Annotated in this window: 12 protein-coding genes and 3 pseudogenes; 12 read left to right on the top strand and 3 right to left on the bottom strand. The window is 38.5% G+C overall.

Going from position 1 to position 23766, the window contains the following annotated elements; translation table 11 throughout:
- Positions 1-2: 2 nt before the first annotated feature.
- A complete protein-coding gene (locus AC0IWE_RS10975) occupies positions 3-1223 on the bottom strand; it encodes a metallophosphoesterase (RefSeq protein WP_471793089.1) in 1221 nt (406 codons plus the stop codon).
- A gap of 269 nt (positions 1224-1492) precedes the next feature.
- On the opposite strand from AC0IWE_RS10975, the gene AC0IWE_RS10970 reads away from it, so the two are divergent.
- The 12 genes and pseudogenes from AC0IWE_RS10970 (at position 1493) to AC0IWE_RS10915 (ending at position 19092) form a co-directional block, all read left to right on the top strand.
- Positions 1493-1939 carry an RrF2 family transcriptional regulator gene (locus AC0IWE_RS10970; protein WP_055903643.1) on the top strand — a complete coding sequence of 149 codons (447 nt, stop codon included), beginning with the start codon at positions 1493-1495 and terminating at the stop codon, positions 1937-1939.
- Between the two features lie 1232 nt (positions 1940-3171).
- Positions 3172-5262 carry a nitrite reductase gene (locus tag AC0IWE_RS10965; protein ID WP_471793088.1) on the top strand — a complete coding sequence of 697 codons (2091 nt, stop codon included), beginning with the start codon at positions 3172-3174 and terminating at the stop codon, positions 5260-5262.
- Positions 5263-5364: 102 nt separating this feature from the next.
- Positions 5365-6135 (top strand): uroporphyrinogen-III C-methyltransferase, encoded by a 771-nt coding sequence (gene cobA / locus AC0IWE_RS10960; protein WP_055903646.1) that lies wholly within the window; start codon positions 5365-5367, stop codon positions 6133-6135.
- A pseudogene (locus tag AC0IWE_RS10955) lies at positions 6119-7629 on the top strand (TSUP family transporter). The gene cobA (AC0IWE_RS10960) and the pseudogene AC0IWE_RS10955 overlap by 17 nt, the downstream one beginning before the upstream one ends.
- 2 nt (positions 7630-7631) lie before the next feature.
- Positions 7632-8334, top strand: a pseudogene (locus AC0IWE_RS10950) (phosphoadenylyl-sulfate reductase).
- Between the two features lie 270 nt (positions 8335-8604).
- Entirely contained in the window at positions 8605-9510 is a 906-nt protein-coding gene (gene cysD / locus AC0IWE_RS10945; RefSeq protein ID WP_471793087.1) for a sulfate adenylyltransferase subunit CysD, read from the top strand.
- A gap of 172 nt (positions 9511-9682) precedes the next feature.
- On the top strand, positions 9683-10933 hold the full coding sequence (locus AC0IWE_RS10940) for a sulfate adenylyltransferase subunit 1 (RefSeq protein ID WP_055903657.1): 1251 nt from the start codon (positions 9683-9685) through the stop codon (positions 10931-10933).
- 227 nt (positions 10934-11160) lie between these two features.
- Positions 11161-11625: a hypothetical protein gene (locus AC0IWE_RS10935; RefSeq protein ID WP_463493604.1), complete on the top strand. Its 465-nt coding sequence runs from the start codon at positions 11161-11163 to the stop codon at positions 11623-11625.
- A 257-nt stretch (positions 11626-11882) separates the two neighbouring features.
- The gene (gene cobA / locus AC0IWE_RS10930) at positions 11883-12677 is read left to right on the top strand and encodes a uroporphyrinogen-III C-methyltransferase (protein ID WP_055903662.1); all 795 of its coding nucleotides are present in this window, start codon (positions 11883-11885) and stop codon (positions 12675-12677) included.
- 1027 nt (positions 12678-13704) lie between these two features.
- On the top strand, positions 13705-15117 hold the full coding sequence (locus AC0IWE_RS10925) for a glycogen synthase (protein ID WP_471793086.1): 1413 nt from the start codon (positions 13705-13707) through the stop codon (positions 15115-15117).
- An 8-nt stretch (positions 15118-15125) separates the two neighbouring features.
- Positions 15126-16394 (top strand): glucose-1-phosphate adenylyltransferase, encoded by a 1269-nt coding sequence (locus AC0IWE_RS10920; RefSeq protein ID WP_471793085.1) that lies wholly within the window; start codon positions 15126-15128, stop codon positions 16392-16394.
- Positions 16395-17306: 912 nt separating this feature from the next.
- Positions 17307-19092: pseudogene (locus AC0IWE_RS10915) on the top strand (glycoside hydrolase family 15 protein).
- Between the two features lie 1008 nt (positions 19093-20100).
- Here AC0IWE_RS10915 and AC0IWE_RS10910 read toward each other — a convergent pair.
- Together AC0IWE_RS10910 and AC0IWE_RS10905 are read right to left on the bottom strand one after the other, a co-directional pair.
- Complete coding sequence (locus AC0IWE_RS10910; RefSeq protein WP_471793084.1) at positions 20101-22290, bottom strand: bifunctional alpha,alpha-trehalose-phosphate synthase (UDP-forming)/trehalose-phosphatase; 2190 nt, start codon at positions 22288-22290, stop codon at positions 20101-20103.
- A gap of 84 nt (positions 22291-22374) precedes the next feature.
- Complete coding sequence (locus AC0IWE_RS10905) at positions 22375-23730, bottom strand: sensor histidine kinase (RefSeq protein WP_055903678.1); 1356 nt, start codon at positions 23728-23730, stop codon at positions 22375-22377.
- Positions 23731-23766: the final 36 nt, after the last annotated feature.

The following is a 23766-nucleotide window of genomic DNA, read 5'->3' as shown; positions in this document are numbered from 1 at the left end:
GTTTATTTCCGTTTCAATTCAATAACCGTAATCTCAGGCCATATCCCAATCCGGCCAGAAAAGCCCAGAAAACCAAATCCACGGTTTACATTTAAATATCGGCCATTTTCAGTTTTAATGCCCGCCCAATGTTTATAGCGGTATTTTACAGGGCTCCATTTAATGCCAAACGCTTCGATGCCAAACTGCATACCGTGGGTATGCCCGGCTAGTGACAGCTGAATTTTTGAAGGATAATTTTTTACCTGCGCATCCCAATGAGAAGGATCATGCGACAAAAGAATTTTAAAATCGTTTACCTCAGTATGCTGTAACGCTTTTTTTAAATCGCCTCGCTCTCCAAAACCAATTCCCCAGTTTTCTATTCCTGCGAGTATTATTTTTTCTCCGCTTTTGTGCAATTCTATATGTTCATCCAACAAAAGCTTAAAGCCCAGTTCTTTATGATAAGCTTTTAACTGGTTTAAATTCTGTATTTTATCTGCTTCCGAGGGCCATTTAATATAGTCGCCATAATCATGGTTGCCTAACACAGAAAATTGTCCGAACGGGGCTTTAATTTGTGAAAAGTGCCCTATATAGGGTACAATTTCTGATGATGCGTTATTAACCAAATCTCCGGTGAACACAAAAAGATCGCTTTTTTGTGCATTAATCATATCGATACCTTTTTGCACTGCTTTAGGGTTGGTAAAACTTCCGGCATGTACATCAGAAATCTGCGTTAAGGTAAAACCATCAAAACTTGCAGGCAAATCATCAAAATATAAACTATGTTTAATTACGCGGTAAGCATATTTGCCCTGCGTAATGCCATAAGCAAATAAAACAACAGTTAAACAGAACATTATAAAAGCGAAATCGACCCAATAGTTGCTGCGGCCTAATATATGAAAACCTCCCGGCTGGAAATTGGTTGATAAACCCACCAACAACCGGTAAATATCGCCAAGCAGGAGAAAAAAGGCAAATACAAATTCAGCAGAGAAAATGATTAAAAAAGCATGACTAACGATCTGAAAAAAGCGGTTGATTCCCTGAATACGCATTTGTTGAATGGCATGAAACAGCGCAAAAGTTAATCCTACTATAAATACCCAAAAAATAGGGCTTAACCAGGTAGATTGATTAATGGTACCCAAGCCTGATAAAACATAAGCATTTAAGGCGAAAAATATGATTGCAACTATCAGGAGCGGCAATAGATTGAGTTTTCTTTTCATTATTAGAAATCTGTAAATCAGAATAGGTGGTAAAAATAGATTTTAAACGCTGATAAAAGTTGTTCTGTTTTTTGTGGCAGTTATTTTTACGCAGGATTGATTAATGTTTATACTTCATCGCTACGTTTTGCTAAACTTGTTTCAGCATCCGTTATTACAGAATCTTGAACTTTCATGACAGGCAGGAGACCATTTAACCTATTTGTGGTATACTCAACTTCCTGTTGCATATTTTATAATTTACTTTCTTTTATTAGCTTTGTGCGAATATGCTGTCCAAAAAAACAAAGTATGCCATTAAAGCGCTTGTTGCGCTTGGCAAAAATTTAGATAAACCACCTATGCAAATTTCGAAAATTGCAGAGGAGGAGCATATCCCGAAAAAATTTTTAGAACAAATTCTTCTCGATCTGCGTAACGCTGGCTTTTTATACAGTAAAAAAGGTGCAGGTGGCGGTTACAGCCTCAACAAAAAACCAGAAGAAATATTATTGGTACACGTAATGCGTGTAACCGACGGACCAATTGCGATGGTTCCTTGCGCAAGTTTAAATTTTTATCACAAATGTGATGAATGTGTAGACGAGAAAACCTGCGGAATAAGAAGTGCCTTTATTGATGTGAGAGATGCTACGCTTAAGGTTTTAACCGAAACGAGTATAGCAGATGTAATTGGCCGCGAGGATAATTTGAAAATCGGAATCATTAATTTATAATATTTCCCAATCCGTCACCCTGAATTTATTTCAGGGCCTATGTAATTACTTATTACATTGATATTAATCTGGAAATCAGGTTTCTGCACGTTTCGGTTGCGGTAGTCCTGCTAACGCTGCAAGTCCTTACTCGTACCTCGTTGCGGGCTTTCCGCTTATATCAGGTTTATTTAACATTAAACAGTAATCCTTCGGTTCCTAATTAAGCGGTATAAAGGTTGCGTTGAGTCTGCGTTAGGGATTGTAAGGGTTCAGTGCCGATTCTTCATCGGTACCGGAATCGCAGCGCAGCCCTGCAAAGCCCGCCCCCTTTACCGATTTTTCATCGGAATGGGGAACGCCCAAATCAATTTTCAGTTGACAGTTTTCAGTTTTTAGTTGGCAATTTTCAAATATCAGTTTTCAGTTGGCAGCCCTTAGTTAATCAAACCAACCACACAAATAGATCCTGAAACAAGTTCAGGAAGACGCAAAGAGGAAAAAAAACGATGATTTTAAAATGAAGTATAAATTTTTCATATTTATTTTCTTACCTAAATGCGTCACCCTGAATTTATTTCAGGGCCTATGTAATTACTTATTACATAGATATTAATCTGGAAATCAGGTTTCTGCACGTTTCGGTTGCAGTAGTCCTGCTAACGTTGCAAGTCCTTACTCGTACCTCGTTGCGGGCTTTCCGCTTATATCAGGTTTATTTAACATTAAACAGTAATCTTTCGGTTCCTAATTAAGCGGTATAAAGGTTGCGTTGAGTCTGCGTTAGGGATTGTAAGGGTTCAGTGCCGATTCTTCATCGGTACCGGAGCGCAGCGCAGCCCTGCAAAGCCTGCCCCCTTTACCGATTTTTCATCGGGATGGGGAACGCCCAAATCAGTTCAGGAGTTTTCAGTTACCAGTTTTTAGTTGGCAGTTTTCAGTTGGTAGCCTTTAGTTAATAAAACCAAGCATACAAATAGATCCTGAAACAAGTTCAGGATGACGCAAAGTGGAAAAACCATATTAATTTAACAGGATATCGTAAACTTTTTCATAATAAATTACGACTATTCCTATATACTTTATATATTTGGCGTATGAACTTCAATTTTATACCTAACAAATTAATCGCTATGCAAATGATGTGCTGTTGCAAAACGCAATAACAGGAGCCTATAGATAATTTTATGTATAAAATATTTAATGCTTCTCGGTAACAGGGAAGCATTTTTTGAATAAAGCTAACAACACATATGCAAAGTTTCAGAACAGAACTCGAAAATCCGATCGTCGAGCAGGACATCATCGATTTAGAGAATAAGATTAAAGCTTTTAGAGATGGAACCATCCACGACGAAAAGTTTAGAAGCCTCCGTTTGGCCCGTGGTGTTTACGGACAAAGACAGCCAGGCGTGCAAATGGTACGGATTAAATTGCCTTTTGGTAAAGTAACGTTTAAACAATTGTTGCGTATTGCCGATATTGCCGATGATTATGGAAGTGGAAATTTACACTTAACTACCCGTCAGGATATCCAGATCCATTATGTGAGTTTAGACCGTACTCCGGAGCTTTGGGCTAAATTGGAGCAGGATGATATTACACTTCGTGAGGCTTGTGGAAATACGGTACGTAATGTAACGGCTTCTCCAAATTCTGGAATTGATGCCGAAGAACCATTTGATGTTTCGCCTTACGCCCAAGCGGTATTTGCTTACTTTTTGCGGAACCCGATTTGCCAGGAAATGGGTAGAAAGATTAAAATCTCCTTTTCTTCGAGCGACAGAGATACAGCATTTAGCTACATTCATGATTTAGGTTTTATTCCGAAAATTAATGAAAACGGCGAACGTGGCTTTAAAGTATTATTTGCAGGTGGTTTAGGAGCACAGCCATTTTTGGCCAATGCAGTGCACGAGTTTTTGCCTGAAGATCAATTAATTCCGTTTACAGAATCTGTTCTTCGCGTGTTCGATCGTTATGGCGAACGTACCAACCGCAACAAAGCCCGCTTAAAATATTTAGTGCAAAAGTTAGGTTTAGAAGAGGTTTTACGTTTGGTTGCAGAAGAGCGAATTGCCAATAAAGTAAAAACTTTTAAAATAGATATTAATACTGTTCCTCAACCGCTTTTGCCATTAGAACAGGAATATCCTGCAGTCGAAATATTAAACGAAGCGCATTATAAACACTGGTTGGCCACCAACGTAATTGAGCAAAAACAAGCCGGATTTTATGGCGTTTATGTGAAAGTTCAGGTAGGCGATATTAAAACAGATAAAGCAAGGGCGTTTGTTGATGCCATTAGGCTATATGTTGCTGATGAAATCAGAATTACCCAAAACCAGGGATTGCTGTTAAAATTTGTGCGCAAAGAAGGATTGCCTTCATTATATGCAGCTTTAAATAAAATTGGTTTCACAACTGCTGGTTTTGATAGTTTAGCCGATATTACCACTTGTCCTGGTACTGATACCTGTAATTTGGGTATTTCCAACTCAATGACTTTAGCCGAAGTTTTGGAAGAAGTAATTTATACCGATTTTCCTGAATTTATCTACGAAAAAAACATCAAAATTAAAATCAGCGGATGTATGAATTCTTGCGGCCAACATGGTTTGGCCGAAATTGGTTTCCATGGCAGCTCGGTAAAGGCTGAAGGAAAAGTTGTTCCGGCAGTACAGGTAATGTTGGGCGGAGGAACAGTTGGAAACGGTGTGGGTAGGGTGGCCGAACGGGTAATTAAAGTGCCTTCTAAAAGGGCTACAAGTGTTTTGCATTTCATATTAAATGATTTTAAAGCCAATAACCTGGAAAATGAAAACTTCCACCAATATTATGATAGAAAAGGAAAAGATCATTTCTATCAGTTATTAAAACCACTGGCCGATTTAACAAATCTCCAGACTGAAGAATTTGTAGATTGGGGCCATGTAGAGCAGTTTGTTACCGCAATTGGTGTTGGCGAATGTGCTGGTGTAGTAATCGATCTGGTTGCAACATTATTATTGGAGGCCGATGAAAAATTTGGATGGGCAAAGCAAAACCTTGATAAAGGTGCTTTTGCTGATGCCATTTACCATACATACAGCACTTTTGTAAGTGCAGCAAAATCTTTATTGTTAGATAAAGGAGTAAACAGCAGCACCCAGGTAGGGGTGATCCGTGAGTTTGATAACCATTATGTAGAAACTGGTGAATTTAACTTACCAACCAATTTTTCTGACCTGGTTTTACAGATTAACAAAAATGAACCTACTGCCGAATTTGCACAGAAATATTTCGAAGAAGCAAATCAGTTTTTAAATCAAATTAAGGAAAAAAGAGCTGCATTAGCAAAATGAGATTTGAGACTATAAAATGAGATTTGAACACTGCAAACGCTAAACGCTATGCGCCAAACAAATCTTTATACAGTCATTCAAATTCAATAATTAAAAAGAAACATGGTTAATCAAAATATAGAATCAAGAATTACCCTTTTAGGCGCTGGTCCTGGAGACCCTGATTTATTGACATTGAAAGGCGTTAAAGCATTGCAATCTGCTGATGTGGTATTATACGATGCCTTAACCAATGAAGCCTTATTGGAGCATGCACCGGCAGAAGCCATTAAAGTTTATGTAGGAAAACGTTCAGGTGAACATTCTTACCCTCAGGATACCATCAATAAATTAATGATTGATTACGCCTTAAACTATGGCCATGTGGTGCGTTTAAAAGGAGGCGATCCGTTTGTTTTCGGCAGGGGATATGAGGAGTTGGACTATGCCGCATCATACAGTATTCCGGTAAGTGTAATTCCGGGTATTTCGAGTTCCATTGGTGTACCAGGTTTGCAACAGATACCGGTTACACACCGCGGCATGAGCGAAAGTTTTTGGGTAATTACAGGAACCACCACTTCGGGAGAGGTTTCTGCCGATATTTACCAGGCTGCTCAATCTAATGCAACGGTAGTGGTACTTATGGGATTAAAAAAACTGGCTAAAATCGTTGAGATTTTTAAAGGTGCAGGCAAACACCATTTACCTACTGCGGTTGTTCAAAACGGATCGGCAGCAGATGAAAGATTAGTAGTTGGTGTAGTAGAAACCATCGAAGGTTTGGTACAACAGGAAAATATTAAAGCCCCCGCTTTATTAATTTTTGGAGAAGTTGTATCATTACATCCATCATTTAAAAAATTAATTAAACAATATGCAAGTATTGCCTAACCAACCTGATAATGCAGCATCTTTTTCGGAAGAAGAAAAAGGTAACCAGCTTTTTCCAGTTTTTGTAAAGCTGAACAAGCTGCGTACATTATTAATTGGTGCAGGAAATATTGGGCTCGAAAAATTAACAGCAATTGTAAATAACAGCCATAGCGCTACCATTACAATTGTTGCTGAAATTATTTCACCAGAAGTGTATGCGCTTATTGCCAACTATCCGCTGATTAAAGTAAAACAGAAAAGTTTTAACGTAGATGATCTGAATGATATTGATATCGTTTTTGCGGCAACCAATAACAATATCTTAAATGAAGAAATCAGAAAGGTTACGCATGAGCGTGGTCTGTTGATTAATGTGGCCGATAAACCAGAACTTTGCGATTTCTATCTGGGATCAATCGTTCAAAAAGGTGATTTAAAGATTGCGATTTCCACTAACGGTAAATCGCCAACAATTGCAAAACGGTTAAAGCAGATTTTAAATGAAGGCTTGCCGGCCGAGCTGGATGAAACTTTACAGAACATGAGTGCTTTACGCCAGACTTTAAATGGCGATTTTTCGGCAAAGGTTAAAAAACTGAATAAGGTTACTCAAAACTTAATTAATCCTAAAAAAAGCTTTGCAGAGCGAAATATTAAGTGGCTGATTTGGATGGCTGCGGTTTTACTCATCGGTGCAATTGGTTTTTCTTTGTGGAATACTGAACCCGAGTTTCAAACATTTTTGATCAATATTGATCCCCTGTTCTATTGGTTTTTAGGTGCCGGATTTTTATTCGCCTTAATTGATGGTGCAATTGGAATGTCGTACGGTGTTACAACAGCCTCGTTTTCACTGGCCATGGGCTTACCGCCTGCTTCGGCCAGTATGGCCATCCACATTTCTGAGGTGATGAGCAACGGAATTGCAGGATGGATGCATTACCGCATGGGTAACGTAAACTGGAAATTATTCAAAATTTTAATCCTTCCTGCCATAATCGGTGCAGTTTTGGGTGCCTATATTTTGTCTTCATTAGAGCATTACAGTGCTTATGTAAAGCCAATTGTTGCAGTATACACGTTGTTTTTAGGCGGCATTATTTTAATGAAAGCCTTCAATATCAAACTAAAAAAGCCGATCAGAAAATTAAAAAAATTGGTTTGCTCGGTTTTGTTGGGGGCTTCATTGATGCAGCTTTTGGTGGTGGCTGGGGGTCGATTGTATTATCAAGCTTAATTGCCGGTGGCAGGCATCCACTGTTCTCTTTAGGAACAGTAAAAATCAGTCGCTTTTTTATTGCAACCTTAAGTTCGCTAACCTTTTTTACAATGTTGGGTGGTAAACATTGGGAGGCCGTTCTAGGCTTGATTATCGGTAGTGCCATTGCATCGCCGATAGCAGCTAAAGTATCAAACAAAATTTCTGCTAAAACCATTATGGTAGCTGTAGGCATTATTGTAATGCTGGTAAGCTTGCGCAGTGTGATTATGTTTATTTTAAAATTAATTTAATGATGGAAAACCTAGAAGAGATAAAGGCAGCACTGGCAGGTTTAAACACAATTGATAAACTGAAGTTTTTGGCTGAAAAATATGCCGACCGCATAATATTTTCGACCAGTTTTGGTTGGGAAGATCAGGCGATTACGCATTTAATTTTTGCCAATAACATTCCTATTAAAGTTTTTACTTTAGAAACCGGACGTTTGTTTCCGGAAACCTATTACGTTTGGAACCGTACGCTGGAAATATATAACAAACCGATTCATGCCTATTATCCTAAAAACGAATTGTTGCAGGATATGGTGAATACAAAGGGACCGAACAGCTTTTACGAATCTGTTGAAAATAGAAAAGAATGCTGTTACATCCGTAAAATCGAACCTTTAAAAAGAGCATTAAAAGGAAACGAAATTTGGGTAACAGGAATAAGGGCTGATCAGAGTGCCAACCGAGAGGATATGCACGATTTGGAATGGGATGAAGGCAATCAATTGATTAAATTTCACCCGATATTTGATTGGACGTTAGACGATGTTAAAGCCTACATCAAAGAAAATAATATTGTTTACAATACCCTGCACGATAAAGGTTTTCCGAGCATAGGTTGCGCACCATGTACAAGAGGCAGTACAGCCAGGTGAAGATTTTAGGGCAGGAAGATGGTGGTGGGAAGACCAGAGTAAAAAAGAATGTGGTTTACACGCGGCATCTTGATCGTCATCCGATAGCTATCGGATGCGAGGCCGGATAAGCGTAGAGCCAGCCTGTACCGATTTATCGGTAAAGCAATCTTTTAAAGAAATAGAATAAAAACAAATGTCATTTTGAGTAGCAAGATAGATTGCCACGTCGCTGAAAAAGCCTCCTCGCAATGACGACAGTTAAATATACAACAACAACAACAACAACAACAAATATAACGAGTTGAATAATTAAGCTATTTAACATTTAATCATTCAGCATTAAAACATTCCAACAATTGAAATGAGTACATACAATTTTGATTATTTAGATGAACTAGAGGCAGAAGCGATTCACATTTTGCGTGAAGTAGCAGGTCAGTTTGAAAAACCAGCCTTACTATTTTCGGGTGGAAAAGACTCGATAACTTTAGTTCGTTTAGCTGAAAAAGCATTCCGTCCGGGAAAATTTCCTTTCCCATTAGTGCATATTGATACCGGTCATAATTTTGAAGAAACCATTACCTACCGTGATCAGATGGTAGAGCGGATTGGCGAAAAATTAATCATTGGTTCCGTTCAGGAATCTATTGATCAAGGTAAAGTTGTTGAGCAAATCGGTAAAAATGCCAGTAGAAATGCTTTGCAAACCGTAACCTTGCTTGATACCATTGCAAAATACCAGTTTGATGCCTGTATTGGAGGTGCGCGCCGTGATGAAGAAAAAGCCAGGGCAAAAGAGCGTATTTTTTCTGTTCGTGATGAATTTGGTCAGTGGGATCCAAAACGCCAGCGCCCTGAACTTTGGAACATTTATAACGGTAAAATCCACAAAGGAGAAAATATCCGCGTGTTCCCGATCAGTAATTGGACTGAATTAGATGTTTGGAATTATATCCGCAGAGAGAAAATAGATCTTCCAAGCATATATTTCTCACATGAACGCGATTGCATTACCAGAAACGGTCAGCTGATGGCTGCTTCACCATTTTTAAATATGGATGATGAAGATGTGGTAGAACGTAAACAGGTTCGTTTCCGTACAGTAGGAGATATGTCTTGTACTGCTGCAGTAGAATCAGACGCGACTTTGATTGATGACATCATTTCAGAAATCAGCGACTCTAAAATTTCAGAGCGTGGTGCCCGTTTGGATGATAAAGTTTCTGAAGCCGCAATGGAAGACAGAAAAAAAGGAGGCTATTTTTAAGAGAGATTTGAGTATTGAGATGTGAGATTTCAGAATCTTGCATCGGTCTAATATCTCATATCTAAAATGATTATATTAAAATTTTTTAAGAACGATTTGAGCATTGAAATGTGAGATTTGAGAATCTTGCACCTGTCTAATATCTCATATCTATTATCTTATATCTAAAAAAATGAACATATTAAAATTTTTCACAGCAGGCAGTGTAGATGATGGTAAAAGTACTTTAATCGGTCGTTTGTTATATGATACAGATTCCATTTTAGCCGATCAATTAGAAGCTTTACAGAGCTCCAACCGTAAAAATGATGACGGTACTATAGATTTAGCCATTTTAACCGATGGTTTAAGGGCAGAGCGCGAGCAGGGCATCACCATTGATGTAGCCTACAAATACTTTCAAACGGAAAAACGTAAATTTATTATAGCAGATACCCCAGGACACATTCAGTATACCAGAAATATGGTTACAGGAGCATCTACCGCTAACTTGGCCATTATTTTAATTGATGCCCGTAATGGTGTAGTAGAGCAAACCATCCGCCATTCCTATATTGTTTCCTTACTGGGTATTAAACATGTGGTAGTTTGTATCAATAAAATGGACATGGTTGATTATAGCGAAACGGCTTACAACGCGATCATTGAAAAGTATAAGGTTTTGGCGCAGCAGTTAAAACTGGCCGATGTAACGTACATTCCGGTTAGCGCGCTTAAAGGCGATAATATTGTGCAAACTTCGCAAAATATGGACTGGTACGAAGGAGAAAGCCTTTTGCATTTCCTGGAGAAAGTAGATACTGATAATTTGGATAAATCGCAGTTGGCCCGAATGCCCGTGCAATGGGTTGTGCGGCCACAAACTGAAGAATTACACGATTACCGCGGTTATGCAGGTAGGGTATTAAGCGGAACTTTTAACTTAAATGATAAAGTGACGGTTCTACCGAGTGGCGCAAGTTCTACTATAGAGAAAATCGAATTTTTTGATCAAGCACCCGCTGCTGCACATGCAGGGCAGTCGGTGATTATTCATTTAAAGGATGATGTAGACATCAGCCGTGGCGATACCATTGTAAATGCTTCAGCATTGCCACAAGAATCAAAATTGATTGAAGCCGATCTTTGCTGGATGGATACACGTGCATTGGATACTTCGATTATGTACAATATTCAACATAACAGTAAGATTACCCGTTGTAAAATAAGCGAAATTTTGCATAAAGTAGATATCAATACCCTTGAAAAACATGCTGCTGAAGAATTTAAATTAAACGATATTGGCCGTGTGATTATTAAAACAGCCGATGCTTTGGCTTTTGATTTATACGATGATAACCGGGCAAACGGATCGGCAATCCTCGTAGATACGCGCACCAATTTAACTGTTGGCGCATTAATGTTCAGGGCAGCAGTAGAATAAAGTGCGGGTAAGAGGTGTGATGGTAGCGTTAATTACAATCGAAAAAAACACGACCAAATATAAGATGAAGCCTTTAAATCTTTAATGAGATAAAGGGGAAGCAATTTCAGCGGGACGCCTATGGTGGTCCCGCTTTTCGTTATCAGGTTTTTTGTATATTTATTTATGGAAATTTTTAAATTTTTCATCTTTTTAATATTGCATCCTAAATCCATATTGCTAATTATATGAAAAGAAACCTTATTTACCTCGCTTTAACGGCTGTTCCATTTATTTTCGCCTGTAACCAATCAGAGAAAAAAACCGATACCACAGCCAAAGATTCCGTAGTCAATCAGAATTGTTATGCAGCTTCATTTGAAAAAGATAGTGCGGCAATGATTGTGAAAACAATGGCATCCGGAAAAATTACGGGTTCCTTATTGGTGAAATATGCTGAAAAACCTGAAAATAATGGCACAATAAACGGAAAATTCAGTGGAGATACACTTTATGTAGATTACCGGTTTAATACAGGTAATGATAAATCCAATGTATTTACCAATCCATTGGCTTTTTTAAAAAAGGACGGCAAATTAATGATGGGTGTGGCACAGATTGAAACCACATTGGGCAGGTCATATTTTGTAAAAGGAAAACCAATTAATTACGAAGCAGGTAAGTTTACCTTTACTGAAGTGAATTGCAAATAGGTGTTATTTATTGATCACGCTCTTTCCTAACTCCAAGGTCTGTGTTTCCGCAGACCTTTAACATTAATTCTTTAACTGCACCTCATGCAGGATTTTTATTGCTTAAAGCGTTTCAGTAATCAAAACGTAATAGCTATTCTCTCTGTTTCAGTTATACTAGGCTAATAAAAATTATTTTAAAATAAATTACTACTATTCCCATAGACTTTATATATTTGTATAATTAACAAACGTATAACGCGCATAAATTATCTGTTATGATTTTGAATAAAGTAGAAAAAGCGAACATTGAACCACGAATTACTTTAATAGGTGCAGGTCCTGGCGATCCGGATTTATTTAGTTTAAAAGGTGTTAAAGCATTAAAAACAGCTGATGTTGTTTTATACGATGCAAATGTGAACGAAGCTTTATTGTGTCATGCGCCAGATGGAATTCCGAAAGTATACGTTGGCAAACGATCTGACGATGAATCGTTTTCTCAGGATGCGGTTAACAAACTGATTGTAGATTATGCATTAAACTATGGTCATGTTGTGCGTTTAAAAAGTGGAGATCCTTTTTTCTTTGCTAAAGGATACGAGGAAATTGACGCTGCTGAATCTTACAGCATTCCAACCGAAATTATTCCGGGTATATCAAGTGCAACCGGTGCGCCAAGTTTGCAAAAGATTCCGATGATTTATAAAGACCTTAGTGAAAGCTTTTGGGCAGTAACCGGAACAAATGCAAAAGGTGAAATTTCTGAAGACCTGTACATTGCCGCAAAAACAAAAGCTACAATTGTAGTATTGAACGGAATTGAAAAAGTAAAAGAAATTGCTGCGATATTCCAATCCGAAAATAAAAATTTGTTGCCTGTAGCGGTAATACAAAATGGTTCTACCCCAGAAGAAAAAATTGCAATTGGGATTGTAGATACCATTGCCGAAATTGTTGAAGATAAAAGAATTACTGCCCCGGCATTATTGGTGTTTGGAGATGTGGTTTCTTTACACCCACAATTTCAACCCATTCGCGATTTTTACGAAATCATCGCTGAAGAGTATTAGATATTTTTAAACCAAAAATATATTTGTTTTGTTGTTAAAAACCGCCTATGGATTTAGGCGGTTTTTTTTGTTGAAGTATGTGTTGTAAATCAATGCATTATATGTATGGGTTAGTGCGATGAATTTGAGAGAGACTTATAGTATAAAGGTGCTGAAATGAATTCAGCATGACGATGGGGTTTAAAGGATCATAATTAATGGGGTTAGGGGATCATAATTACAAAATAGGTGCTGAAATGAATTCAGCATGACGATGGGGTTAGGGGATCATAATTACAAAATAGGTGCTGAAATGAATTCAGCATGACGATGCGGTTAGGGGATCATAATTACAAAATAGGTGCTGAAATGAATTCAGCATGACGATGCGGTTAGGGAATCATAATTACAAAATGGGTGCTGAAATGAATTCAGCATGACGATGGGGTTATGTGTTCTTATCAGATGACGATATTATTAAAAATATGTTTGGGCGTTTATCTCCAAATACCAGCAGGAGAACTTTCGTGGTTTTTACCCGCAAATCGCTTAATTAATACAAATCAGTAAGATTTTGCATTTGTAGGAACTGACCCTCAAATTTAAGCCTGATTGAAGCGGAAGCCCGGAGCGCAGCGAGGACTTATAGCGTAAAGCAGGACTGTAGCCTCCCACAAAGCACAAACCCCTTCACTTACAAAACAGCTGTACGATAATCATTAGAATAATCAAGAGAAAGGAACCATAGCAATAGGTACTGAAATGAATTCAGCATGACGATGGGGTTAGGGGATCATAATTACAAAATAGGTGCTGAAATGAATTCAGCATGACGATGGGGTTAAAGGATCATAATTACAAAATAGGTGCTGAAATGAATTCAGCATGACGATGGTTTTAGGGGATCATAATTAAAAAAAGGTCCTTAAATAAATTAAGCCTAACGAGCGGCTTGGGTGATACATAACCAACTGGAAATATAATTTTCATTATTTGCAAAACTCAAAACAATTAGTAACTTACTAAGGTTATCTACACCAAATATTTGATGGAAATTATACATATAAGCGCCGAGTGTTACCCTGTTGCAAAAGTTGGTGGTTTAGCCGATGTAGTTGGGGCCCTACCAAAGTACCAAAATAAATTAGGCCACATTGCCAAAGTGGTTGTGCCCGCGTACGACACTAAATTTATCCGCGAAAGCGAGTTTGAGGTTACCTATGATGCCTGGGCAAATTATGGCAACAACCATTTTCAATACCGTATTCTTAAAGAAAAAACCAATAAACTGGGCTTCGATTTATACATTGTTCATATACAAGGTTTAACAGACCGGCCGAATGTATATGGCTATAATGATGATACCGAACGTTTTGTAGCTTTTCAAATTGCTACCCTTGATTGGATTGTACAGTGGGAGCACCGCCCGGATGTTATTCATTGCCACGATCACCATACCGGTTTGATTCCGTTTATGGTAGCCAACTCTATAAAATACACTCCTATCAGTTCAGTACCTACCGTTTTAACTATTCATAATGCCCAATATCAGGGTCAGTTTGGATGGGAAAAATTATATTATATTCCAGCTTTCGATTTATGGAAAGGTGGCTTATTAGGTTGGGATGATGCGATTAATCCACTGGCTTCGGCCATTAAATGTGCTTGGAAAGTAACTACTGTTTCGCCAAGCTACCTGGATGAAATGATGAGCAATGCCCGCGGACTGGAAAGTTTACTGCGACAGGAACGCTGGAAGTCGGTCGGGATTTTAAATGGTATCGATAGTGAAGTATGGAATCCGGAAACAGACCCGATGCTTGGGAAAAGTTACAATTTAAAAACAGTAGAAGCTGGTAAATTGGCAAACAAAACAGCACTTTGCAATGTTTTTCAATTAGATGCGTCGAAACCATTATTTACCTTCATTGGTAGGTTGGTGGATGAAAAAGGTGCTGATTTATTGCCCGATATTTTTTATACGGCTTTACAGCAACATGGCGATAACATCAACGTACTGGTTTTAGGATCTGGCGAAAATTGGGTAGAAGGAAGGTTAAACCAGTTAAAGGATATCTTTCCGGGAAAATACAATGTTTACATCGGTTATAATGAGCAGGTTTCGCATGAGATGTATGCCGGGGCAGATTTTCTGCTTATGCCTTCTAGGGTTGAACCTTGTGGCTTAAACCAGTTGTACGCTTTAAGGTATGGAACAGTTCCTATTGTGCGCAGGGTTGGCGGCTTAAAAGATACTGTGATAGATGTAGGCGATGGCGGTTTTGGCATTTGCCACGATCAAACAAGCATTTGGGATGTTACCCATGCAATTAACAGGGCAGTTGATTTGTACAACAATAAAAAAGCTTTTAAAGCAGTAAGAAAAACAATGATGAAGATAGACCATTCGTGGGATAAAGCAGCATCGAATTATATAGAATTATACCAAATATTAAAATAAGCTTAAACATGACTGACAAAGTTTTAGGCGTTATCCTTGGCGGTGGCCAGGGCTCTAGATTATCGCCACTAACACAAACACGCTCTAAACCTGCAGTTCCGATTGCTGGTAAATACCGTTTGGTAGACATTCCGATTTCGAACTGTCTTAATTCCGGCATCCACCGTATGTTTGTGTTAACACAGTTTAATTCAGCATCGCTTAATAAACACATTAAAAACACCTATCACTTCAGCCATTTCAGTACGGCTTTTGTAGATATTTTGGCGGCTGAACAAACTGTACAAAATTCTGGCTGGTTTCAGGGTACTGCAGATGCCGTTCGTCAGTGCATGCATCACATCGTTTCACATGAGTTTGATTATATTCTAATCTTATCGGGCGATCAGTTATACCAGATGGATTTTAAAGATATGATTGAAAAACATATCGAAGCCAATGCCGAAATTACAATTGCAACCATACCTGTTAACGCCAAAGATGCTACCGATTTTGGTATTTTGAAAGCGGATGAGGAAAATATGATTACTTCTTTTATCGAGAAACCAAAAACAGGTTTGGAAGATTGGGTATCAGATACTGGTGCAGATATGCAATCCGAAGGCCGTAATTTTTTGGCATCGATGGGGATTTATGTATTCAACCGCGATTATTTAATCAACATCTTAAACGAGAATGAAGATGAAAAAGACTTTGGTAAAGAAATTTTGCCTAGGGCAATTACACAAAGCAGGGTTTTAAGCTTTCAATACGAAGGTTACTGGACGGATATTGGTAACATTTCATCATTTTTCGAAGCCAATTTGGGCTTGACTGACGAAATTCCTAAATTTAATATGTTTGATAGCAACCATGCCATATTTACCAGGGCAAGGATGTTACCTCCATCTAAAATTTCGGGTACTACTTTGGATAAAACCATTATTGCTGAAGGCTGTATTATTCAGGCCAGCAAAGTAGAACATGCTGTTTTGGGTATCCGATCGAGAATTGGAAAAGATACGGTAATTACCAATGCTTATATTATGGGTAGCGATCGGTATCAAACACTTGAAGAGATACAGGACGAAACAAGTAAGGGAAATTCATTAATCGGAATTGGCGACCGTTGTTACATCAACAACGCCATCATCGATAAGAACTGCAGAATAGGTAACGATGTAAAAATTAACGGTGGCGAACATTTAGAGGATGGAGATTTTGAACTTTATGCCGTTAAAGATGGTATAGTAGTTATTAAAAAAGGAGCAGTGGTACCTAGCGGAACCGTTATTTAAAATAATCATTAATCATTAACTAGGCCAGTCGCGATTTTCGTGGCTGGTTTTTTTTTGTGCTATCATTTAATAATTTTACAGGGAGTTAAAATCGTGCATTATTTGTCTTTGCAGAGTTGCATGAGACCAAAATCGCTTAAAATTGAGCGTTACATTTCAGCAGGAGGCTAAAATCGTGCATTATTTGTCTTTGCAGAGATGCAGGAGACTAAAATCGCTTAAATTTAAGCGTTGCATTTCTGCAGGAGGCCAAAATCGCGTATTATTTGTCTTTGCAGAGTTGCAGGAGATCAAAATCGCTTAAAATTCAGTGTTACATTTCTGCAGGAGGCTAAAATCGCGCATTATTTGTCTTTGCAGAGTTGCGGGAGACTAAAATCGCTTAAAATTTAGCGTTGCAATGGTGCAGGAGATCAAAATCGCACGTAATTGGATAATTATTGCGCTTCATGGTAATACTTCCTTATTAAATTTGATCATTGTAAACTAAATTAATAAGATCAAGGCTGAAAGATTCAGAATAGCCATTGCGATTGAGTTTTTATAGCTAAATATTTAATCAAAAGAGCATGTTATCGTATCAGCTGGCTTAATGATTGCTTTTAGCAAGTTTAAACTGTTAGCATCTACTATCAGAAAACTGCACCAGGAATTGCAAAATGATTTGGGCGTTACCCATACCGATGAAAAATCGGTAAAGGGTCGGGCTTTTCAGGGCTGCGCTGCGCTCCGGTACCGGTGAAAAACCGGTACTGAACCCTTACAATCCCTAACGCAAAACCCAACGTTTTAAAAATAAGTATAAAGGTTTTCGTTCCTACCCGGTCAGTTTAAGTATAAAAGGTCTTTTTTAATAATTCTATCCAACATTTTTCCAATCTTCTTGTTAGTAAAATAAACAAAAAATAGTTTATGGCCGAACAACACCTTTATCAAACAGGAATTATAGGAAATTGCGCTTTCATAGCACACGTTAATAAAAATACCGACATATCTTGGCTTTGCTGGCCCCGTTTCGACAGTCCTTTTGTATTTGGCAGTTTATTGGATAAAAAAAAGGGTGGCGAATTTTCAATATTGCCACAAGGTGAATACACATCTGATCAATATTACATCGAAAATACCAACGTTTTAAGAACTGAAATTACGACTGAAGACGGCAAATACCGCATTACCGATTTTGCACCGCGTTTTCATCTTTATGAGCGCTATTTTAAACCGCTAATGTTCATCAGAAAGATCGAGCCTTTGGAAGGAAACCCACGAATCACCATAAAATGCGAACCGGTTTGCGATTATGGTAAAAGTAAAATGAGATCAAGCCGCGGCAGCAACCATATTGATTATTTAGGCTGTGATGAAAATATCCGTTTAAGTACCAATGTTTCAGTTACCTATATATTGGATGAGAAAGCTTTTGTGCTCAATGATGTGAAATACCTGATCATGACATATGGGCAAAACCTGGAAGCCCCAGTAGTAAGTACCGCAGAAAATTTTCTACGTGAAACCGTTGCATATTGGCGTTTGTGGATTAAGCATTCTTCAATTGCAGGCTTTTATCAGCCCTTCGTAATCCGATCGGCCCTGGTTTTAAAAATTCATCAGTATGAAGATACCGGTGCAATTATCGCTGCAAGTACTACCAGTTTGCCCGAATCGCCTGGCAGTACCCGAAACTGGGATTACCGGTATTGCTGGCTACGCGATTCGCATTATGTGCTTACTTCGCTAAACCACATCGGTCATTTCGAAGAAATGGAGAAATACTTTAATTATTTATCAGATATTTCGCATGCCGAAGATACCCGCTACCAACCCCTTTATGGCATAGCAGGAGAAAGGGAAATTACCGAGCGAACCCTCGATCATTTGGAAGGATACAAAGGCGAACAGCCCATCAGGATAGGAAACCAGGCTTATGAGGCATATTCAAAATGATATTTACGGACAGGTGCTAATTTCAATGTTACCCCTATATACCGATCATCGATTTGTATTTTCTGAACGTAGCGATTCTATAAAATGGATCGAAAGTGTGCTATCTAAAATTGAAAGAACAATAGATGAAAAGGATGCCGGAATTTGGGAATTCAGAAATATAGCCAACGTGCATTGCTACAGCAATCTGTTTCAGTGGGCAGGGGCACAGGCGGCTTTAAAAATGGCCAAAACCATTGGTAATCAGGATTTCGAAAAAAGAGCACAGGTTTTAATTGATAAAGCTGCGGCCCATATCGAAGCCTGTTACGATCCTGAAAGAAAAGTGTATACCAATGCTGTGGGTAGTCCGCATTTAGATGCCAGTACGCTGCAATTAATTATGATGAATTACCTTGATCCTGCTTCAGATCGGGCAAAGGATCATTTAATCGCATTGGAAAAGGAACTGAAAACTGAAGATGGCTTGTTTTACCGTTACCTGCATGCCGATGATTTTGGAAAACCAAAAACTACATTTTTAATCTGTGCCTTTTGGTATGTAGAAGCATTGGCCTGCGTAGGTCGTACCGAAGAAGCCATTAAGGAATTCGAAAACATTATTAAGTATTGTAACCACCTGCTTTTATTCAGTGAAGATGTGGATGCGAAAACCGGTAGTCAATGGGGTAATTTCCCGCAGGCGTATAGTCATGTAGGCTTGATGAATGCAGCATACCGAATTGCAATAAAATTGGATAGACCAATATTTTTGTAGGTAGGGATACAGACCTCGGTTATAGTTAGTTTACTTTAAAACGATCGTCATTGTGAGGAGGAACGACGAAGCAATCTCTCATCTTAGTGATCTTTACAGGAAAGATTGCTTCGTCGGCTGAAAAAGCCTTCTCGCAATGACAATTTGTTAGGGCTTATCTGAAAGGTCTGTGAAGACACAGACCTTTGGTATAGTTAGTTTTCTTTAAAACGATCGTCATTGCGAGGAGGAACGACGAAGCAATCTTTCATGTTAGTGATCTTTGCAGGAAAGATTGCTTCGTCGGCTGAAAAAGCCTTCTCGCAATGACGATTCATTAGGGTTTATCTGAAAGGTCTGTGAAGACACAGACCTTTGGTATAGTTAGTTTTCTTTAAAACGATCGTCATCGCAAGGAGGAACGACGAAGCAATCTTGCATATTAGTGATCTTTACAGGAAAGATTGCTTCGTCGGCTGAAAAAGCCTTCTCGCAATGACGATTAATTAGAGCATATCTGAAAGGTCTGTGAGGACACAGACCTTGGTTATAGTTAGTTTCCTACGAAACTATCGTCATTGCGAGGAGGAACGACGAAGCAATCTTAATGCGATCGCTGTGATTTCAGACTTGTTAGCCACATTGTTTAAAACGATCGTCTTTGCGAGGAGGAACGACGAAGCAATCTTTCATGTTAGTGATCTTTACAGGAAAGATTGCTTCGTCGGCTGAAAAAGCCTTCTCGCAATGACGATTTGTTAGTCCTTATCTGAAAGGTCTGTGAAGACACAGACCTTGGTTATAGTCAGTTTCCTTTAAAACGATCGTCTTTGCGAGGAGGAACGACGAAGCAATCTTTCATGTTAGTAATCTTTACAGGAAAGATTGCTTCGTCGGCTGAAAAAGCCTTATCGCAATGACGATTTATTAGGGCTTTCTGAAAGGTCTGTGAAGACACAGACCTTGGTTATAGAAGTTTCCTATGAAACGATCCTTCTTGAAAAGCCTTCTCGCAACAATTACCCATTATTATCCCCGCTCAACAAATTCTTCCTTAACTAAACTCCAGAGTAATTTCCTTACCTCTTTAAAATCGTTTAGGTAATATTTTGCCTCCGAAATGTTGTTGCCCACCTTAATCGTAATGGCGTCATCCGATAAGGCCCTAAAAATATCTTCATCCGTATGGTCATCGCCAAGTGCTAAAATGAAATCAGGTTGTTTTCCATATAACCAGTTTAACGCGGCCTTGCCTTTATTCACTTCCATATTTTTAAACTCAATTACTTTATTTCCCGGCATTAGTTGCAGGCCCTTATCAGCAGCAAGTATTTTCATGTGGCTAATAATCTCGTTGGCCCTTAATTCGCCGAGCCCTTCTTCTGCTTTTCTATAGTGCCAAACCAGTGAGTAGCTTTTTTCTTCAATAAATGAGCCCGGTGTGCGGTCTGTATAGGTTTCTAATAAAGTTCTTATTTCTTGTTTCCATTGGTCGGTTAGAAGCGGCAGGCTGTTCCATTTGTCGCCATACGATTTTTGCCATGCCCCATGTTCTGCAATCAGATCTACTTTTAAATGTCCGAACCAGCTTTCCAAAGTTTCATTTCGCCTTCCGCTGATGATTACCACTTTGTTGGCATTATCAATGGTCAGGTTTTCGATGAGGTCGTAAAGTTCAGCATCTGGTGAGGCATCATCTATATTTCCGGTAAAATCAACAAGTGTGCCATCGTAATCTAAAAATAATACCCTATCGGCTGTTTGTGCGTATTTGGCAGCAATTACTTCATTAATTGCATTTACTGCATGTTTTGTTAATAATGATTTTTGAGAATCTTTCACTTCGTTTAATCTTAAAATAAAATTATTTACCCAATGTTTAACATTGAATTTTTCTACAACGGCGCGCATGGCTTTCATACGTTGCTGCTGTTCTTCTAAAGGCATTTTGAGGGCGGTAACAATGGCTTCCATAATGTCGCCCATGTTGTTTGGGTTAACAATAACAGCATCGGTTAACTCTTTGGAAGCTCCGGCCATTTCACTTAAAATAAGTACGCCATCATTGTTATTTCTGCTGGCAATATATTCTTTGCTCACCAGGTTCATGCCATCGCGCATTGGCGTTACCAGGCAAATATCTGCGCTGCTGTATAGGGCTGATAATACTTCAATTGGGAAGGAACGGTAAAAGTAATTTACCGGAATCCAGTTGATGGAGCGGTAACGTGCATTTAAATTGCCTACAAACTGATCAATCTGGTCTCTAAGCTCGCTATATTGGGGTACTGTATCACGCGAGGGAACAACGATCATAAAAAGTTCTATCTTTCCAATGTATTCGGGGTGGTGTTGAAGCAATAATTCTAACGCTTTTAACCTTTCTAAAATACCTTTACTATAATCGAGGCGATCGATGGAAAGAATTATTTTCATATCCTCTTTACCTGACCGGAAGTAATCGATTTCCTTTTTTACCTCATAAGTTTGGGTTAAGCCTGAAAATTTATCGTAATCAATCCCCATCGGAAAAGCTTCTATCACGATTTGCCTTTCGTTGCTGTTGAGCACATTTGATGATGAATTTACTGGGAGCAGGCGTGTTGCGGTACTGATAAAATGCCGAACATCATCATAAGTATGGAAACCGACTAAATCAGCACCAATTAAACCATTTAACAATTCTTCGCGCCATGGGATCAGCCTGAATATTTCGTAAGAAGGAAAAGGAATATGCTGAAAGAAACCTATGGTTGCACCTGGCAGTTTGTCTCTTAAAATACCAGGTAAAAGAAGTAACTGATAATCCTGAATCCAGATTTTATCTCTCCTGTTGAGTACATGCATGGCACTTTTGGCAAATTTTTCATTAACAGATTTGTAGCAGTCCCAATAACTTTGTTCGTAATTGGCGTAGGTTACCAGGTAATGGAAAACGGGCCATAATACCTCGTTTGAAAAGCCCTCATAATATAAATTGATTTCGTTCTGAGTAAGAAAAACAGGGTAGAGGTTTAATTGAGCGAGTTTTTGTGTAACTTCTTCCTGGCGTTCTTCCGGCACATCTATTCCGGGCCAGCCGATCCAGATGGAATTTCCGGATTTGTATACGTCTCCCAGTCCGGTAGCGAGGCCTCCCTCGCTCGGAATAAATGTATACTCGTTGTTTTCTTCGATGATTTTAACGGGTAGTCTGTTCGATATTATAACTGTCTTCATGCTTGTATTTAATGTATCCACATTAATAAAAGCATATCAAACTGGTTTTGTTTGGATTTTTAGGTCAAAACAACACTAATATGATCAAACATAATTGAACACCAATGAAAAAGTGGTACCCTCACCAGGAGTAGAAATTACCTCTATACTTCCCCTGTGCATTTTCATAATGTTGCGACTAATGGTTAACCCTATACCTGATCCGTTTTTCCGTGTGGTGTAAAAAGGGACAAAAATTTTCTCTAAATCGTCGGCATCTATACCTTTCCCGTTATCGGTAACATCTATATAAACTTTGGTGTTTTCTAACCGGTAATTTACGTTGATGTAGGGTTGATTGCTATTTTCTACAGCGTAAATGCTGTTGGTAATAAGGTTGATCAGCACTTGCTCAATCAATTTTAAATCGAGCTGAATAGTAATTTTAGAGGAGGTTTGTTCTACATCCAATACCACATTTTTAACTTTTGCAAAGGGCTGCATCAATACCTTGATGTGTTTCAGTATCTCGCCAATGGTATGCGATTCGAGGTTTGGCGTAGGTAATTCTGCAATCAACCTATAATCTTTAACAAAATCCAGTAAGCCTGATGATCTGCGTTGTATCGTTTGCAATGCAGTTTTAAGGTCGTCCATTTCATCCTCCGTAAGGTTTTTCTTATCGGTAACCATCTTGTTTATGGTATCGGATAATGAACTGATGGGGGTAATGGAATTTAAAATCTCATGCGAAATTACTCCGATTAGCCTATTCCATGCCTCTGTTTCTTTTTGCTCAATTTCATCTTTTATATTTTGAAAACTGATAATGGTATAATTTTTACCATAAAGGTTAAGTGGAATAACTTCTGTTGACAGTTGAATCAGTTTATCCTGGATTTTCAATTCGAGAAACCGTTTGCCCCCTGTTAAAATCTGTTCTACTTCTGTTGCAAAGCCAGGTAGGTGCTGTTTTAATCTGTGCCAGTATTTGTACGCGGGTACGCCTAAAAGGTTGGATGCGGCCTGATTAAAAAATGCAACCTCTTCATTTTCTTCTTCATTGGTATTGTTTACTACAATTACGCCAACAGGAACCTGCTCTAAAATGGTTTTAATGAGTTGAAACATGGCTTCCTGTTCCAGTCTGATCTGTTTGTGCACCTGTAAAATGTCACCAAATGATTCATAGAGTTCAGGAAAACTTCCTTTTGTTACTTTGTTTTTAAAATTTAAGGTATGATCGCGAGTTTTTACTGCAAGTATAAAGCGGTTAATGTCTGAGCGGATTTCGTTAATGTAAAACCAAAGCGAAATAATGGTACACAATAAAATTAAGGCAACGCCAATAATAGTAAACCAAAGCTGTGTATTTTTAATCAGGTAAAATAACAGATAGCCAAGCAGGTTGATTACGAGCAGGCGGGATATTAAACGGAAGGTAAAGCGTTGGTAAAACATTATTTTAAAGCTGAAAGCTTAAAGGTGAAAGACTAA

Source organism: Pedobacter sp. AC402, from assembly GCF_979252805.1.
Note: the sequence above shows the minus strand (reverse complement) of the source record. Positions and strands in the feature narration are given on the sequence as shown.

Coding starts and splice junctions, on each gene's coding strand:
- AC0IWE_RS10975 (WP_471793089.1), bottom strand. CDS start 1,223: ATGAAAAGAAAACTCAATCTATTGCCGCTCCTGATAGTTGCAATCATA.
- AC0IWE_RS10970 (WP_055903643.1), top strand. CDS start 1,493: ATGCTGTCCAAAAAAACAAAGTATGCCATTAAAGCGCTTGTTGCGCTT.
- AC0IWE_RS10965 (WP_471793088.1), top strand. CDS start 3,172: ATGCAAAGTTTCAGAACAGAACTCGAAAATCCGATCGTCGAGCAGGAC.
- cobA (WP_055903646.1), top strand. CDS start 5,365: ATGGTTAATCAAAATATAGAATCAAGAATTACCCTTTTAGGCGCTGGT.
- cysD (WP_471793087.1), top strand. CDS start 8,605: ATGAGTACATACAATTTTGATTATTTAGATGAACTAGAGGCAGAAGCG.
- AC0IWE_RS10940 (WP_055903657.1), top strand. CDS start 9,683: ATGAACATATTAAAATTTTTCACAGCAGGCAGTGTAGATGATGGTAAA.
- AC0IWE_RS10935 (WP_463493604.1), top strand. CDS start 11,161: ATGAAAAGAAACCTTATTTACCTCGCTTTAACGGCTGTTCCATTTATT.
- cobA (WP_055903662.1), top strand. CDS start 11,883: ATGATTTTGAATAAAGTAGAAAAAGCGAACATTGAACCACGAATTACT.
- AC0IWE_RS10925 (WP_471793086.1), top strand. CDS start 13,705: ATGGAAATTATACATATAAGCGCCGAGTGTTACCCTGTTGCAAAAGTT.
- AC0IWE_RS10920 (WP_471793085.1), top strand. CDS start 15,126: ATGACTGACAAAGTTTTAGGCGTTATCCTTGGCGGTGGCCAGGGCTCT.
- AC0IWE_RS10910 (WP_471793084.1), bottom strand. CDS start 22,290: ATGAAGACAGTTATAATATCGAACAGACTACCCGTTAAAATCATCGAA.
- AC0IWE_RS10905 (WP_055903678.1), bottom strand. CDS start 23,730: ATGTTTTACCAACGCTTTACCTTCCGTTTAATATCCCGCCTGCTCGTA.